This window comes from Flavisolibacter ginsengiterrae DSM 18136 (genome assembly GCF_059568575.1).
In genome coordinates, this window is sequence record NZ_JCANTR010000001.1 from 214,836 (window position 1) to 232,182 (window position 17,347).

Consider the following 17,347-nt stretch of genomic DNA (forward strand, 5'->3'; position numbering starts at 1 on the left):
AGCGAATTACGGGTTTTAAATATTTTTTACATAAAAACACGTATACCCGGCTTTAGTAACCATTTTAATGTTCTTTAACCACTAAGCGACCGGCTATTTAAGAATAATGCCTGAAAGCGGAGGCAGGTTTATTGTCAGCCTGTAACTTCCTTCTTCACTATTAAGGGTTTCTGTTCTGATATCAGGGTTATAGATATTTCCTGATCCTCCATATTTTTCAGCATCAGAATTAAATATCTCTTTCCTGTATATATGGCGAACATCAATTACCCAGTCCATTCTCACCACAGGTGTAAGGTTGAGGATCACCAATATATCATCGTCTTCTTTCTTACCTTTTCTTCTATAGACCACGACTGATTCATCACGGTGATTCAGGTCTATCCATTCAAAACCATCTGTATTAAACTGGTTGATATATAAAGCTTCTTCAGAAGTCAGCAAGTGGTTGAGGTCCTTAACACAATCCTGCAATTTTTTGTGAATGGGATGGTCGAGGAGAAACCAATCAAGCTCGGATTTATAGTTCCATTCAGAGGTCTGTCCAAACTCGCTGCCCATGAACAGCAACCGGGCACCAGGATGGGTCCACATGTAGGTATACATGGTGCGCAGATTGGCAAACTTTTGCCATTCATCTCCAGGCATTTTATAGATCATGGGTGATTTGCCATGAACCACTTCATCATGACTGATGGGAAGCATGAAATTTTCATCATAATAATACATCATGCTAAAAGTGAGTTTGTTCTGGTGGTCCTTGCGAAACAGTGGATCAAACTTGAAATAATCCAGGGTGTCATGCATCCAGCCCATCATCCACTTCATGCCAAAACCAAGACCACCGCCAAAGGTTGGTTTTGAGATCCCCGGCCAGTCAGTAGCTTCTTCTGCAATGGTCTGTATATCGTGGAAATCCCGAAAAAGAGTTTCATTGAGGTCTTTGATAAATGCTATGGCTTCAAGATTACCATTGCCCCCGAATTCATTGGGCTCCCATTCTCCTTCATTGCGTGAATAATCCAGCTTTAACATGGAAGAAACAGCATCTACCCGGATACCATCAATATGGAACAGGTCGAACCAGAATCGGGCGCTGCTTATCAGGAATGATTTTACTTCTCCCCTTTTATAGTTAAAAATATAACTGTTCCAGTCAGGATGGAATCCCTTACGCATATCTGCATATTCATAGGTATGGGTTCCATCAAACATGAACAACCCATGTGCATCATAGGGGAAATGGGATGGCACCCAATCAAGGATAACGCCAATGCCTGCCTGGTGAAACCTGTCAATGAGGTACATGAAATCTTCGGGAGCTCCAAAACGTGAAGTGGGCGCAAAGAATCCCGTACATTGATAACCCCAGCTTCCATCGAAAGGGTGTTCCATCACAGGCATCAATTCCACATGTGTAAAGCCCATTTCTTTCACATAAGGCACCAGCAGATCAGCAAGCTGGCTGTAACTATTATAGGATTCTTCATTGTACCTGTCGGGGCGCATCCAGCTGGCGAGGTGTACCTCGTAAACACTCCATGGCGCATCAAGGGAATTGTGTTTCTTTCTCTCTTTCATCCACTGTTCATCATTCCATTTGTAGTCAAATTCCCAGGTAATGGAAGAAGTCAATGGGCGCTTTTCCCAAAAATTGGCAAAAGGATCTCCTTTTTCCGTCTCTTTTCCCTCGTAGCCCCGGATATTATATTTGTATAGCTCTCCTTTAGGAATGCCAGGTATAAATCCTTCCCAAATACCGCTTTTGTCCCACCTTGGGTGCAATACATGTGAATGCTTATCCCAGTCATTAAAATTGCCTACTACGGTAACCCTGGTTGCATTGGGAGCCCATACACAGAAATAATATCCTTCCTTTCCCAATACTACCAAACGTTTAGAACCAAATTTTTTATACAGGTTGTAATGCGTTCCATTCTGGTAGTTTGAAATATCATCATCATACAAAATGGAATAATTCCACACCGGCAATGATGTATCAACGAAATTCCGGTCTTCGTATTTCTCTTTACTGGTAGGTGAATGCCTTTCCACTAATCCGGAACTATTTTCCATTTCCCCTGGGTGATGAGAACCACCTGGCGCATTTATAGGATCTGACATAAGTTGATAATTACCGTTTAAGTAAAGTTAACAAGTCAATAAGGTTTTTCATATTATTATTGTTAGCAATAAACCAAGCAAACCTGCACATGAGAAAATTCTTCACAGGAATATTCTTACTCCTCCTCGCCCACCTCGCCACAGCTCAACAATCGTCAGTAACCGGAAATGTTACCGACACATTGGGTAAGAAATCTTTAGCCAATGCTGTTGTCAGTTTAGTACATAAGAAAGATTCCATTTTATATAAGTTTACAAGGACGGACCATGAAGGCAATTTTAAATTTACAAAACTGGATACAGGAAAATATGTTCTGATGGTTAGTTTTCCCAGGTTTGCCGATTATGCCGATGAAGTTGTTGTAACTCCCGGACAAAATAATTCACTTGGTACTATACCCCTCACGTTAAAATCGCAATTACTGGATGCCGTGGTGATAAGGAGTGCAGGCGCCATTCGTATAAAAGGCGACACGACAGAATTTGTAGCAGACAGCTTTCATGTCAAAGAAGGTGCAACAGTGGAAGAATTATTAAAAAAGCTACCGGGATTCCAGGTAAATAGTAAAGGTGAGATAACGGCCCAGGGACAGCGTGTTCAGAAAGTCCTGGTAGATGGCGAAGAGTTTTTTGGAGATGATCCTACCATGGCCACTAAGAATATTGGTGCGAAAGCCGTTGACAAAGTGCAGGTATTTGATAACAAATCAGAACAACAGAATCTCACCGGTATTTCTACAGGTTCGGAAGGAAAGACGGTTAACATCAAACTAAAAGAAGACAAGAAAACGGGTGCCTTTGGAAAAGCTGAGATCGGTTCTGATTTTGACAAACTGCTTGATGCAAGGCTGCTATACAATAAATTCATTGGCAAGAAGAAATTTTCTCTTTACGGCACTAAAAGCAAAACCAATACAGGGAGCCTGAATTGGCAGGATCAAAGAAAGCTGGGATTTGAAAATGATTTTGAATACGATGAATTGAGCGGGTATTATTTCAGCTTTGGCACTTCAGATGACTTTAATGATTGGAGCTTAAAAGGTTTACCTGATGCCTATACGGCAGGAGCATTATATATTGACAGGTGGAATAATGATAAACAGGCTGTAAATGGTTCCTATCGGTTTAACAGGCTTGGTACCTGTAACATTGCCTCAAAATACACACAAAGCATCATACCGGGAAGGTTGATCAATACCAGCACCTTGACCAGGTCTAATGGTTTAAATCAACAGCATGCTATCAACTTTAAATATGAATGGAAACTGGATTCACTTGCCTCATTGAAACTGGTAACCGCAGGTACAAGAAAAGCCACAACTTCTTTTAATAATACCAATACGGACATCACCAACGAAACTGATAATAAAGAAACGATCAACCAGGGCAACACCTCCTATGATTCAAAACGTGTGCAAAGCGACAACCAGCTTCAATACAAACAATTGTTTCATAAAAAGGACAGGCAGTTATTGTCCACCATACGTTATGGTGTAACCAATGATGATCAAAAGAACTTTATTTATTCACTAGCAGATTTTTATACGGGTGGCAATCTTGATTCCTCGAAATTGCAGGACCAGCAAAAGATCAATAGTGGTAGTAGCACCAGCCTTGGAGCTAAGGTTACCTATAGCGAGCCATTGAATGATAAATGGAGTTTGGTGGGAGAATACAGCTACAACCAGAATAATTCCACCTCCCATAAAAACACTTTTGATAAAGACTTTAACGGCAAATATGAAATCCTGAACCAGGCATTTAGCAACAATTTTGACCTGAGGGCCAATTCAAATAGCGGGACCCTGATCACCAAATTTGTATATAAGAAAATCAGGATGGCCTTTGGATCTGGCTTGTCTTCTATAAAGCTGAAATTGAATAACCTTGACCATAGCAGCTTTACCAATTATAACTTTACCAATTTTACACCCCAGGCCTCCTTCAATTTCAGACCAAGGCAACAGTCAGGAATTGGGATCAATTACCGGGGCACCACACGCCAGCCTACCATTGATCAATTACAACCAATTCGTGATAACAACGACCAGCTTAATGTGGTGGTGGGAAATCCGGATCTAAAGGTTGGATTTAACCACAACCTTTCCGTGTTTTATAATAGTTATAAAGTACTCAGTGCCCGGGGCATATGGATAAACCTGGGTATAAACTTCACGGATAATGCGATAACCCAGGATAATATCATTGATGCTTCTGGTAAGCGAATCTTTAAACCTGTTAATGTAAATGGTAATAATAACTGGTACATGTGGAGTGAATGGAATAAGGGTGAAGGGGAAAAGAAATTTAACCACACGGTCAGGTTCAATGGTAACGGTGGCAGAAATATAAATTTCATCAATAGTCAGAAGAACCAGACCGACTATTACCAATTAGAAATAGCTTATGGAATACGGTATGAATATCCGGAAAAGTATAGTATTAATATTAATCCGGAATTGAATTATAATGCGTCAAAATCGACCTTAAACCCCAACCAAAAAAATAATTACTTTTCCTACGGCGGAGAAACTGAAGCGTATTTGATGTTGCCTGGAAAACTGGAATTAAATACAGATTGTAAATTTCAGCTCTACCAGCAATTGGCCGGATTTGTTGGAAACCGGAATATAACTATCTGGAATGCCAACCTATCAAGAAAGATCTTTAAGGACAAATCAGGTAAGATCATTTTTGCCGCCAATGATATTTTAAAAAAGAACCAGGGTTTTGACCGGAACATCAACAGCAGCATGATCAGTGAAGAACGTTTCCAACGGATCAGCAATTACTATATGCTTAAGTTCGAATGGTCTTTTAATAAAATGCCAGGTCAAAAATAAAATCATGAAAAAACTATTCTTTGTCATTTGCATATTGATGACAACCTTCCCGGGTTGGTCGCAAACCTTTCACCCTGCCGTAAAAATAGAGTTTGAAAAAGTAGTGTATGTAAGGCAGTTATACAAGGAACTGGAGCCAGAATGGTATGAACGTATCAAGGATCGTCTTCCACAACTGGCAACGAGTTATTTTGATTTCATTGGCGATACTTCCCGTTCCATTTACAAACCTGGGAAAGAAGTGAAGGTGGATTCAAGATCCTGGTACCAGGGAATTGCTGATAAAAATGTGGTGTATAATGACTACAGTGCCGGAACTACCATAACGCAAAAACCGGTTTTCGAAGAAACCTTCCTGGTGCAGGATAGTTTGCAAAAGATCAAATGGAAGCTTACCAGTGATACCCGCAACATTGCAGGCTTTGATTGCCGCAAAGCTATTGGTCTCATAGATGATTCCATTGCCATTTTTGCCTTTTATACCGACGAGATATTGATCAATGGCGGCCCGGAAAGCGCCAATGGATTGCCGGGAATGATATTAGGCCTCGGTATGCCACGAATACATACCACGTGGTTCGCTACCAGGGTAGAAGTGAATGGATTGAATCTTAATGTTGTCGCTCCAGCCACCAAGGGTAAAAAAGTGGATCGCAAGACCATGATCAGTTCCATAGATAAAGTACTAAAGAACTGGGGAGATTACGGAAAGAACATGGTCTGGAACTTTGTTATTTAACCAGTTCAAGGATCCATATCGACTTAGCCGGAAGTTTCCATTTGGTAGTCAGATCCTCCAGCTTTGAATTCGTAATATTTCTGCCTTTTGTGAAACCCCTGGTACTTTCAGAAAATCTTTTAGGGTCGATGGTTCTTTCTTCATTGGCTGTATTCATCACAACCATGACGGTTTGCTTATCATCATATCGAAAGTAGGTATACACCCAGTCTTCCGGCACGTATTGCATTAATTTACCAGTTTTAATGGCAGATGCACCCTTTCTGAAATTAGCAATGGTCTTTGTCCAGTTAAACACTTCATTTTCCTTATCCGTTCTTCCTTCAGCAGTGAATTTATTGCTGCCATCCTCTTTCCAGCCACCTGGAAAATCGCCACGGACCAGCCCATCGGGGTTGGAGATTCCTTTTAATAATATTTCAGTGCCATAATACAATTCGGGAATACCCCTGGTTGTGAGTAACCAACCAATTCCAACTTTAAGTTTATCGACGTCTTCGCCTACTTGTGAAAGGAACCTTGTCATATCATGATTATCAAGAAATACCACGTTCATCATAGGATCCTTATACACAAAATCATTGGCAAGCGTCTGATAGAGTTTATTAACTCCTTCTGTCCAGCCAAAATTTTGTGTCAGCGCCGGGTTGATGCCATACATATTTGTTTGAAAATCCGTGACCGAAGGGAGGTTGCTTTTGAATCGCAGATTGGTTAGATTGTTCTCGGTGAAATAAGCCTGGTTTAAAACACCATGTACCCATGTTTCACCAAACATCGTCATCTTTGGATATTCATCTATCAAAGCCTTGTTGCAGCGGTTCATAAAGTTCAGGTCATTATAGATGTATGTATCGATCCTCCATCCATCCACACCAAATTCTTCTACACTCCAAATGGCATTCTGTATTAGATAATTGGCCACATAAGGATTGCCCTGGTTAAGGTCTGGCATTTGAGGCGTGAACCAACCATCAGACATCCTGGTTTCATCGGCTTTGGATGCATGCGTATCCATCAGTGGCTGATCCTTATAATTGGTCCCGGTATACGAAGGCCATTGATGCACCCAATCCTTCATGGGCATATCACGTATAAAGAAGTTTTGCAGACCTGAATGATTATATACAGCATCCTGGATCAGTTTCATTCCCCTCTTGTGTAATTCATCACTAAGCATTTTATAGGTTTCATTACCACCTTGCCTTGGGTCAACCTTGTAATAATTGGTAATAGCATAACCGTGTTCTGTGCGGTTTGCCATATCATTTTCCATGACAGGCGTCATCCATACTGCAGTTACGCCAAGATCTTTCAGGTAATCCAGGTGTTGTATCACACCTTTGATATCTCCACCATGGCGATGATACATGGAATCCCTGTTGAGTGATTGATCCCTCATTCCGGGAATTTTATCATTGCTGTAATCACCATTGGCAAAGCGATCTGGCATGATCAGATAAACAAGATCCTGGGAGCGAAGTCCCTGGGCGAATGACGTTCCTTTTCCTTTCCTTCGTGATTGTAATTCAAAAACAACCTGTTCTGCATTACCACTCTTAATGTTGATCTTTCCAGGTTTTGCTGCTGGAGAAATAATCAGGTCGAGAAATACATAATTCTTATTTTCCACCTTATTGACCTTTACAAGACGTACCCCAGGGTAACTAATTGCAAAATTGTTACCCGCAATATTATCACCATGAAGCATTAACTGCAACCGGGGTTCTTTCATTCCTACCCACCAGTTGGCAGGATACACTTCAATTTTTTGGGCACTAAGATGGAAAGAGGCAACGAAGAGTACGACAGCGGTACTAAATATTTTCAAGTGTTTCATTTGGCATTGCGATTTCTTCTGTAATTCTTTTAGAGGCTGGATCATATACATAAATAACACTGATAGCGGCGCAGATCATAAAGATCCCAGCCAGGACAATTGCATAAATAGGTTGGTTGTTATACAGGTGTTTTACGATCCACCCTCCAAACAATCCATTGATGATCTGGGGAAGAGTGATAAAGAAATTAAAGATTCCCATATATATCCCAAGTTTGCCTGCAGGAATAGAACTGGAAAGGATCACGTAAGGCATAGCCAGGATACTGGCCCAGGCAAACCCCACACCTACCATAGAATATTTAAGCATGGCTGGATCCTTTATAAAATAAATGGAGATTAGCCCAATGCCTCCTGCTATTAATGAAACTGAATGTGTCAGTTTCCGGCCAATATACCTTGCCACGACAGGAAGAAAAAGGGCATAGATCATAGCTATAAAGTTATACACGCCAAATGCGGATCCGACCTTATTTCCTGCTTCATTGTATTGTATGGATTTGGAGTAATCCCCGGTCAGCCCATATACATGCGTCGCAACAGCATCTGTGGTAAACACCCACATACTAAACAGGGCAAACCAGCTGAAGAACTGCACCAATCCCAATTGTTTCATGGTCTTTGGCATTTTGCCAAAATCTGAGAATATTTCGCTTATACCGTGCTTTTCAGATACTGCAGGTTTACCATGGTACCTTTCATATTCCCGGGGTGCATATTCCTTACTGAAAAATACCGTTATGAGAATAGCGATGATGAATACCGCTGCTCCTATATAGAAAGCATATTTGATATTGTTTGCCACACCATCAGGTCCGGCTACCATACTTACACCACTGTTTGCCAATATCTCGGGTAAGGCGGAACCAACAACAGCACCAAGTCCTATCAGGAATGTCTGTATACTAAAGCCCATGGTACGCTGGCTATCGGGAAGATTATCAGCAACTAGCGCCCTGAATGGCTCCATGGCAACATTAAAAGATGCATCCATCACCATTACCATACCTGCACCGATCCATAAAGCAGGAATGACGGCCGACAAGGAAGCGGAATTGGGAAGAAAAATCAGCGCCAGGGAAGAAAGGATGGCACCTGTAAGGAAATAGGGTTTTCTGCGGCCAAGCCTGTTCCAGGTTCGGTCACTATAATGACCGATCAATGGCTGGACGATCATGCCCACTAAAGGTGCAACGATCCAGAACATGGGTAGCTGATCTACGTCAGCTCCAAATGAACGGAGTATGCGGCTGGTGTTTCCGTTTTGAAGTGCAAAGCCAAACTGGATACCAAGGAAGCCAAAACTCATTGTGAAGATCTGGAATACGGAGAGTTTTGGTTTTGGATATTTACCTTCCTGTAATGCTGTAGAAGACTGAATAGCCATAAGCAATCATTAGATTTGATTGCGAAAGTTAGTAAGGAAATGTGTAATAATGTGTTTTAATTACACATTTCCTTACAGAAGCTTTTTGATTATTTTCTATACACCAATGGTATAGCCATTAGGAAGGACCGCGCCTTTCTTTAAGACCACGATACCGTCCTTAACTGTGTACAATGGAGAGTCTCCATCTTCAATATGTGAGCCTCCCATAATACGCACATCATCTCCTATGCGGCAGTTCTTATCAATAATGGCATTCTGGATCTGGCATCTTGATCCTATCCCGAGTTGCGGAATGCCGTGCTGCAGATCAAGGGCAATATCTTCCAGGGTTTCATAATAATCACTACCCATGATATACACATCTGTGAGGTTAGATTCGTTACCAATGCGGGCGCGGATGCCAATGACGCAATTTTCTATATGCGCTGCGTTGATGATGCACCCATCCGCAATAATACTGTGGTCCAGCCTTGTTCCACTCACCTTGGCAGGTGGCAGCATGCGCGCACGGGTATAAATGGTCTTGTTGTTATCAAACAGGTTGAATTCAGGAATATCTTTTGTCAATCCAATATTGGCATGAAAGAAAGCAGGAATGTTTCCAATGTCTTCCCAATAACCCTCATATTGGTAGCTGGCAACTTTATACTTGTTGATTGATTGAGGAATGATCTCCTTACCGAAATCAGCGGCATCTTTATTTTCATTTTGGAGCAAGTCGAATAACAAGTGACGGTTGAAGATGTAGATACCCATTGAGGCCAGGTAAACTTTACCCTTTGCACGCATTTCATCACCGGTATCGCTGACCCAGTTTTCCAGGCCTGATTTTGGTTTTTCAACAAAAGAGGTGATCATACCATCCTCGGTTTTCAGAATACCAAATTCCGAGGCCTCCTTTTCAGTTACAGGAATGGTGGCAATGGTTATATCCGCACCCTTCTCTTTATGATTGAAAAGCATTTCCTGGAAGTCGATCTGGTAAAGCTGGTCTCCTGAGAGGATCAAAATGTATTCACTGTCAAATGGCGCTATATGTCTCAACCCTTGTCTAACCGCATCAGCAGTACCCTGGAACCAGGTAGGATTATCCGGGGTTTGCTCGGCAGCCAGAATATCCACAAAAGCAGAACTAAATGCACTGAAGTGATAGGTATTTTTTATGTGCCTGTTCAGGGAAGCTGAATTGTACATTGTTAATACAAACATCCGCGTGATACCTGAATTCAAACAATTGGAAATAGGAATATCAACCAACCTGTATTTACCAGCAATAGGAACTGCCGGTTTTGAACGGCTTGCCGTTAAAGGAAACAAACGGGTTCCAGCACCTCCTCCCAAAATAACTGATAACATTTGCTTGCTCATAGTTCTTCTTTTTATATGTATAATAACTACAACTGAAATTAATAAATACTGTTGGTGATAATCATAAGATTGGCTTCATTTATTTCTGCACCGCATGATTTTATGGATGAACCATTAAACTATCCTATCAAGGAGGACAATTATATTCATTACAAAGATTGGTACAGTCTTATATAATCTTCTGCAGATACATCCCAGGAATGGTCAATGTTCATCATGAAACTCCGCATCCAGTTATAAAGGTCCTTCTTATTATAATAGAGATCTATGGCTCTTCCTACTGAGTAGGTAACATCATTGACATCGGCATTGTTGAAACGAATGCCAAATCCCTGCCATTCGCCAAAATCACGCACTGTATCTTTCAAACCACCTGTACTTCTCACCATTGGAACCGTCCCATATCTCAGGGCATACATTTGATTTAATCCGCAGGGCTCTACGCGGCTGGGCATCAGTAAAAAATCAGCACCGGCATAAATCAAATGACTCAGGGCCTCATTGTAACCTATGTATGTACCAACAAATCCACCCAACTGGTGTTTGGTTTCCTCAAGCCTGGCTTCAACCACAGGATCTCCTGAACCCAGTATTATAAAATTTACCGCACCATGGTGCTGGTAGATGGAATTTCGGATTGCATCAGGTAGAATATCAGCAGCCTTCTCTCCTACCAATCTGCCAATGAATGCAATGAGCGGTTTATCTGCATCAAGGCCAAAGCGTGTTGCCAGTTCCTTCTTATTTTTTTTCTTACCTTCTTTCACCTCGTGATCATCAAAATTTTTGACCAGGAGTTCATCGGTTGCAGGATTCCAAACATCTGTATCTATACCATTTAATATACCTACACATTTTCCCTGCTCATATTGCATCAGCATTTCCACGCCATTGGCAGCGTATTTAAGCTCATCTAAGTAACTGGGACTGACAGTTGTTACTTTCCAGGCACATTTGACCGCTGAAGCAAATGGATTAATGGTATTGTTCCAATCCAAATACCCCCATTTATAAGTATCATAGGACGGAAGAAGATGAGATCTTTCCCAGCCAAACTGGCCCTGGTACTCTCCATTGTGTATGGTAAAGACCGTAGGAACATTGGCTAAATGATTGAATTGAAAAGCATATTTAAAGAAGAAAGGAATAAGTCCTGTATGGTGGTCATGACAATGAACAATATCAGGAGCATGTGTCCATTTACTGATCCAGTCTGCCACCGCCACCTGGAAGGCTACAAACCTGTCAGTATCATCATCATATCCATAAACCTTTTCACGATCAAGAAGACCGTATATATCAACGAGGTAGAGATCAAAGCCAAGTTTGTTGGTCTTTTCTTTGATTACGGCATAATTAAAATGGTGTGATCCGATCTGCTGGCCACCTTCATGGACCAGGTCCCATTCATTATTGACCAGGAATTTGGTGCGGTACATGGGCATGACCACTTTTGCCAAATGCCCCAACTTTGATTGATATTTAGGTAAAGCGCCTACCACATCCCCTAATCCGCCTGCCTTTGCTACGGGATAACATTCTGCTGATACGTGAATTATTTCCATATTTCTAATACATCCTGCTTGAAGGTAGATAAAATCTTTTTCAAGATATTCACCCAACTCAATTTTTCTATCAGCGAAACTTATTATTTTCAACCCTTCTTAAAACCAAAAACCGTATGGCAACATCGATGGGACCGAACAGGAATGTTACAAAAGTGTCACAAGGACCAGGCATTCCCACAAACTATGGTGCTTTAAGCACACTCGTGACCGTTTTCTTTTTCTGGGGTTTTATCGCCGCAGGGAACAGTGTTTTTATTCCTTTCTGTAAACACTACTTTCAGCTTGACCAGTTCCAAAGCCAGTTGGTAGATTTCGCTTTTTATACCGCTTACTATATCGGTGCATTGGTATTATTTGCCTATGGTGCTTTTGGAGGAAACGACCTGGTGGCCAAATGGGGTTTTAAAAAGAGCATCGTTTATGGATTATTATTTTCCGCCCTTGGCGCTGTGGCCATGATCATTGCCGTTAATGCAAATGCATTTGCAGGTATGCTTTTCGGACTTTTTGTGGTGGCCCTTGGTTTTTCGCTTCAGCAAACAGCAGCACAACCTTTTGCCATTGCACTTGGTGATCCGGCAACCGGAACCAGCCGTGTGAACCTGGGTGGGGGTGTAAATTCCTTTGGTACGATGATCGGTCCATTGGTGGTAGCCTTTGCTTTGTTTGGAACCACTGCAGCCCTGACAGATGAAAAGATTCAATCACTTAGCCTGAGCAAGGTAATCATTCTATATGCAGGTGTGGGTGCTTTATTTGTTGCTGCCGCAGCATTATTCTTTTTCTCCAAAAAAGTTCCTTCCGGAATATCTACGGAAAAAACTGAAAAAGCGAATAAGGCTTTGTATTCATTGCTGATCATGACTGGCTTGCTGATTATTATGTTCGTACCTGTATTCCATAGTTACCAGACAGATCCGGCTACCTTAACTGAAGCTGAAAGACATGGACTGGAGACGTACCGGATGAAATGGCTTTTTGGAGCTTTATCTGTTGTTGTCTTTGGACTTTTAATTTCTAATTGGAGAGCTACAAAAAATCCTGATGGCTGGGGAGCAATGAAATACCCTCAATTAGTATTAGGAATGCTGGGCATCTTTGTATATGTGGGTGTTGAGGTTTCCATTGTAAGTAACATGGGTGAGTTATTGAAACAACCTGACTTTGGAAGTTATTCCTCATCACAGGTGGCTCCATTTGTTTCCATGTATTGGGGAAGCCTTATGATTGGAAGGTGGACAGGTGCTATTTCTGCGTTTGACCTGAAACGTTCTACCAGGCAGTTAATGATGTTATTGGTTCCATTGGTAGCATTTGGTGTTGTCATCGGTGTAATTGCTATTTCTCAATATGATGTAAAACCCCTGCTATATTATATAGTATGTGTCATGATCCAGATGGTGGCTTTTTATGTAAGCAAGGACAGGCCGGCAAGAACACTGTTGATCTTTGCGAGCCTTGGGCTGCTGGCAATGGTCATTGGTTTATTGTCAAAAGGCAACCTTGCCATTTATGCTTTTCTAAGTGGTGGTTTGTTTTGTTCTATCATGTGGCCTTCCATCTTTAACCTATCCATTTTAGGCCTAGGCAAATACCAGACACAGGGATCGGCCTTCCTGATCATGATGATCCTGGGTGGTGGAATCATCCCTCCTATCCAGGGAAAACTGGCGGACTATATTCAAACAAAAACAAATGTCATTGGTTATGGTATTCACCAGTCTTACTGGGTTCCGGTAATTTGTTTTGCGTACCTTGCATTCTTTGCATTCATAGTCCGCGGTATACTGAAACGCCAGGGCATTGATTATGAAGGCACTGCCAATGAAGACCTGCAACCATTAGAAACCTCCCCCGAAGGTGCTTTAGATGTAACTGATAAAAAATTATAATAAGGATGATCGATTTATCAAATGAGTTTGCTATAGGTATAGATATTGGTGGTACCAATACAAAATATGGAATTGTCAATCATAGGGGAGATATCATTGAAAAAGGTGAATTACGAACCGATGCTTACCCCGAGATAGATGATTATATCAATGCCTTGTACGAAACATTAACGCCTATTCTCAAAGTTCATGCAGACGAAGGGAAGATGAAAGGCATAGGTATTGGTGCACCTAATGGGAACTTCTATACGGGGACCATTGATTATGCTCCTAACCTGCACTGGAAAGGGGTTATACCATTGACAAAATTGGTTACAGCCAAATTTGGTTTGCCCTGCTCATTGACCAATGATGCCAATGCCGCTGCTGTTGGGGAAATGAACTATGGTGCTGCCCGCGGTATGCGTGATTTTATTATGATCACTTTGGGAACTGGCGTAGGTAGCGGAATTGTTGCCAATGGCCAACTGATTTATGGGCATGATGGATTTGCCGGTGAGTTGGGTCATACTATAATTCGTCATGGAGGACGCAAGCATTGGTCTACCAAACTTGACGGATCCCTGGAGGCTTATTGTTCTGCAACGGGGATTGCCATTACTGCACGCGAATTATTAGAAAAAAATGGTAATAGCCTGCTGGCAAAATACAAACCTGAAGAAATAGATTCAAAGCTGGTTTGCGACTGTGCATTGCAGGGAGATGAAACTGCCCTGGAAGTATATCGTTTTACAGGTCAAATTCTGGGTGAATCATTGGCCAACTTCATTATGTTCTCCTCTCCTGAGGCCATTGTATTATTTGGTGGAGTTATCAAAGCAGGTGACCTTATTATGAATCCTACAAGGGAGCATATGGAGAAAAACCTTCTTCCCATTTTCCAGGATAAAGTAAAACTTGTTTTCAGCGAGCTCCAGGAAGCAGATGCAGCAATACTTGGCGCCAGTGCCCTTGTATGGGAAATGAGAGAATAATGCTAATAAAATGATTACAATAGAAATCCCCCTGACTATGCTGCCAGGGGGATTTTATTTTATAATATGCGTATAAGATATATACCTGTTAACTTGCTTTCTCTCCTGCCCAGGCTATCTTTCCCAATCCCGGGGTCACATGTTTTTCACTATGGTAGGAAGACCTGACCAATGGACCACTTTCGACATAATCCAATCCCATCTGGTATCCGGCCTCACGGTATTCTGCAAACTCGTCCGGGTGAACATAACGGTGAACCGGCAAATGCTTTTTAGAGGGTTGCAGGTATTGTCCTATGGTAACCACATCGCAACCCGCATGAGCAAGGTCCTGCAAAGTTTGAAACACTTCATCTTTTTTCTCTCCAAGTCCCAGCATGATACCACTTTTTGTTCTCATCCCTCCCTCTTTCAGTATCCGGATCACTTCCATGCTTCGCCAGTATTTAGCCTGGATGCGAACCTGGCGGGTCAACCTTTCCACTGTTTCAATATTGTGTGACACAACTTCAGGCGCTGCTTCAATGATCCGTTGGATATTTTCTTTCTCACCTTTAAAGTCAGGTATCAATGTTTCCAGTGTTGTATCGGGGTTAAGTGTTTTTACAGCATGAATGGTATTAAACCAAATCACGGATCCTCCATCTTTTAATTCATCCCTGTCAACAGAGGTAATTACCGCATGTTTGATCTTCATTAAATTGATAGCTTCTGCTACCCGTTGCGGTTCATCCCAGTCTACAGAGCCTGGCCTGCCTGTTGCAACCGCACAAAAACCACAACTGCGGGTGCAAACATTACCAAGTATCATAAAAGTAGCTGTGCCGGCGCCCCAGCATTCGCCCATATTAGGGCAATTGCCACTTTCACAAATAGTATGAAGCTTATGGGTATCTACAAGTTCTCGTACATTTTTATAACTCTCACCTATCGGAAGCTTGACGCGCAACCAATCGGGTTTAGTTCTCCTGGGAGGCTCGGACTGTGAAGCTATTGGAAGTTCGATCATTACAAATCAGTTCAAAATTATAAGGGGATTATGCCCATAAAAGGGCAAATTTCCTAATAATCTGCGGAAAACCATCATAAATATCGGTGAAGGCAAATGTGTTACTTCCTGCGACCAAAAACAAAGGCAATATGACCCTGGTAAAAGAATCGTTGGGGTCCCGCTGCTTTACCATCAAGGGTTACAGGTGCCATGATAGAGATCTTGTCGGCATAGGCATTCAGGCTCATTCCTATCTCGATGGCACTAACCGATTCATTGAAACGCCCAAAATCAAATCGCAAAGCGGTCTTTACATAGGCCCCAGGCTTTAATTTAATTTCTCCCCAACCCTTTGTAAACCCTGCACCTGAATTTTGATTGTTATACGTAAGAAATACGAGACTGTCTTCCGGGCTGTATTTTATGGTTTCATCGGAACCGCTGGTATTGGTAGTGATATAATATGGTTTTAATAAACCAAGGGATAGTCCTCCCTGGGCAAGCCCAATTACAGCAACACCATTTTTGTTTCCTTTTTGTCCAAAAATATATTGCTTACCAAAGCCTAAATTAAGCTGGTAAAAATTGTTGATCTTACCATATATAAAAGGATTGGAAAAAAAATTACCACCAGTTTTTTCTTCTTTGGGATGTTTAATTTCTGTAAGTTCTATACTATAGGTACTAGTAACCCGCTGTGTTTTCCTCCGGCCAACTTCAAAGAAAATGCCATAACCATTGGTACGAAGCTGGATACCGAATCCATTCTGTTTTACATAATTAAGATTACCTTCTTCCTCCTGCTTCATCAAAGTGTTGGTACGCTGGCGTTTTTCGTCTTTAGATGATTCATCATTATTTACCCGGCTTGTTGAATCTTGTGCCATAACTACGGCACCACTTGTCAATAGGACTAAAAACAGAATTACTTTTTTCACTGAGATAGAATATGTTAGGTTGTACAACGTAAATTTAGGCAAAAAAGTATGACGTCAACAGTTGTTTATGAAGGCGCATTAAGAACTACATGTACGCACCTGCATTCGGGCTCCAACATTGAAACAGATGCTCCTGTAGACAACCAGGGAAAAGGAGAAAGGTTCTCACCAACTGACCTAATGGCGACTTCATTGGGCACCTGTATGATAACAGTGATGGGTATTAAAGCCAGGTCAATAGGTATTGACCTCAATGATGTAAAAGTGGAGGTGGAAAAGTTGATGAAGCCTGAGCCCAGGCGTGTGGCCGGCATTAACCTGGTCTTTCATTTTCCCAAAAGTCTTGATAGTGTTGATGAGAAAACCAAAACCATACTTAAGAATACAGGAATCAATTGCCCGGTGCAAAAAAGTCTTCATCCAGATCTTGAAGTAAATATTGACTGGGGCTCCTGGAGCTAGAAGTTTGATAATTGCTCCTTCACAAGAATGAACTAAGTAAAAAATCCCCATACGAAAGGTAGTTTTACCAGGTAGATAAACATCGGGTTTTATTTAGTTTTCAGAAATCTCCCTGTTAGCTTTGTTCAAAATGATCCTATGAAATTCCAGCTCCTGATCTTCTGCCTTATCGCCATTTTACTGGTATCATGTGCCCGTTCGGTTACTCCTTCAGAAGC

12 protein-coding genes are annotated in these 17,347 nt (G+C 41.6%); 5 read left to right on the forward strand and 7 right to left on the reverse strand.

Features of this window, described 5'->3' with window-relative positions; translation table 11 throughout:
• Positions 1-93: 93 nt before the first annotated feature.
• Positions 94-2,124: a 1,4-alpha-glucan branching protein GlgB gene (glgB, locus tag BP74_RS00960; protein ID WP_496370133.1), complete on the reverse strand. Its 2,031-nt coding sequence runs from the start codon at positions 2,122-2,124 to the stop codon at positions 94-96.
• Between the two features lie 89 nt (positions 2,125-2,213).
• Here glgB and BP74_RS00965 point away from each other — a divergent pair, with 89 nt between their 5' ends.
• Both BP74_RS00965 and BP74_RS00970 read left to right on the forward strand, forming a co-directional pair.
• Positions 2,214-4,967: a TonB-dependent receptor gene (locus tag BP74_RS00965; RefSeq protein WP_496370135.1), complete on the forward strand. Its 2,754-nt coding sequence runs from the start codon at positions 2,214-2,216 to the stop codon at positions 4,965-4,967.
• Between the two features lie 4 nt (positions 4,968-4,971).
• A complete protein-coding gene (locus tag BP74_RS00970) occupies positions 4,972-5,706 on the forward strand; it encodes a GLPGLI family protein (protein WP_496370137.1) in 735 nt (244 codons plus the stop codon).
• Here the strand turns inward: BP74_RS00970 and BP74_RS00975 are convergent.
• The 4 genes from BP74_RS00975 to BP74_RS00990 all read right to left on the reverse strand — a co-directional run bounded on the left by BP74_RS00975 (position 5,699) and on the right by BP74_RS00990 (position 11,869).
• Positions 5,699-7,546 carry a glycoside hydrolase family 13 protein gene (locus BP74_RS00975; protein ID WP_496370139.1) on the reverse strand — a complete coding sequence of 616 codons (1,848 nt, stop codon included), beginning with the start codon at positions 7,544-7,546 and terminating at the stop codon, positions 5,699-5,701. The two genes, BP74_RS00970 and BP74_RS00975, sit on opposite strands and share 8 nt — an antisense overlap.
• On the reverse strand, positions 7,524-8,933 hold the full coding sequence (locus BP74_RS00980; RefSeq protein WP_496370141.1) for an MFS transporter: 1,410 nt from the start codon (positions 8,931-8,933) through the stop codon (positions 7,524-7,526). Before BP74_RS00980 ends, BP74_RS00975 begins: the two co-directional genes overlap by 23 nt.
• A gap of 96 nt (positions 8,934-9,029) precedes the next feature.
• Positions 9,030-10,304, reverse strand: coding sequence for a glucose-1-phosphate adenylyltransferase (locus BP74_RS00985; protein ID WP_496370143.1), 1,275 nt, complete (start codon positions 10,302-10,304; stop codon positions 9,030-9,032).
• A 149-nt stretch (positions 10,305-10,453) separates the two neighbouring features.
• Positions 10,454-11,869, reverse strand: coding sequence for a glycogen synthase (locus BP74_RS00990; RefSeq protein ID WP_496370145.1), 1,416 nt, complete (start codon positions 11,867-11,869; stop codon positions 10,454-10,456).
• Positions 11,870-11,985: 116 nt separating this feature from the next.
• On the opposite strand from BP74_RS00990, the gene BP74_RS00995 reads away from it, so the two are divergent.
• On the forward strand, positions 11,986-13,764 hold the full coding sequence (locus BP74_RS00995; RefSeq protein ID WP_496370147.1) for an MFS transporter: 1,779 nt from the start codon (positions 11,986-11,988) through the stop codon (positions 13,762-13,764).
• A 5-nt stretch (positions 13,765-13,769) separates the two neighbouring features.
• Positions 13,770-14,738: an ROK family protein gene (locus BP74_RS01000; protein ID WP_496370149.1), complete on the forward strand. Its 969-nt coding sequence runs from the start codon at positions 13,770-13,772 to the stop codon at positions 14,736-14,738.
• 88 nt (positions 14,739-14,826) lie between these two features.
• On the opposite strand, the gene lipA is transcribed toward BP74_RS01000, so the two are convergent.
• Together lipA and BP74_RS01010 are read right to left on the reverse strand one after the other, a co-directional pair.
• Positions 14,827-15,747 carry a lipoyl synthase gene (lipA, locus tag BP74_RS01005; protein ID WP_496370151.1) on the reverse strand — a complete coding sequence of 307 codons (921 nt, stop codon included), beginning with the start codon at positions 15,745-15,747 and terminating at the stop codon, positions 14,827-14,829.
• Between the two features lie 101 nt (positions 15,748-15,848).
• A complete protein-coding gene (locus BP74_RS01010; protein WP_496370153.1) occupies positions 15,849-16,667 on the reverse strand; it encodes a hypothetical protein in 819 nt (272 codons plus the stop codon).
• Between the two features lie 48 nt (positions 16,668-16,715).
• Here BP74_RS01010 and BP74_RS01015 point away from each other — a divergent pair, with 48 nt between their 5' ends.
• Complete coding sequence (locus BP74_RS01015; protein WP_496370155.1) at positions 16,716-17,129, forward strand: OsmC family protein; 414 nt, start codon at positions 16,716-16,718, stop codon at positions 17,127-17,129.
• The last annotated feature ends 218 nt before the right edge of the window (positions 17,130-17,347 follow it).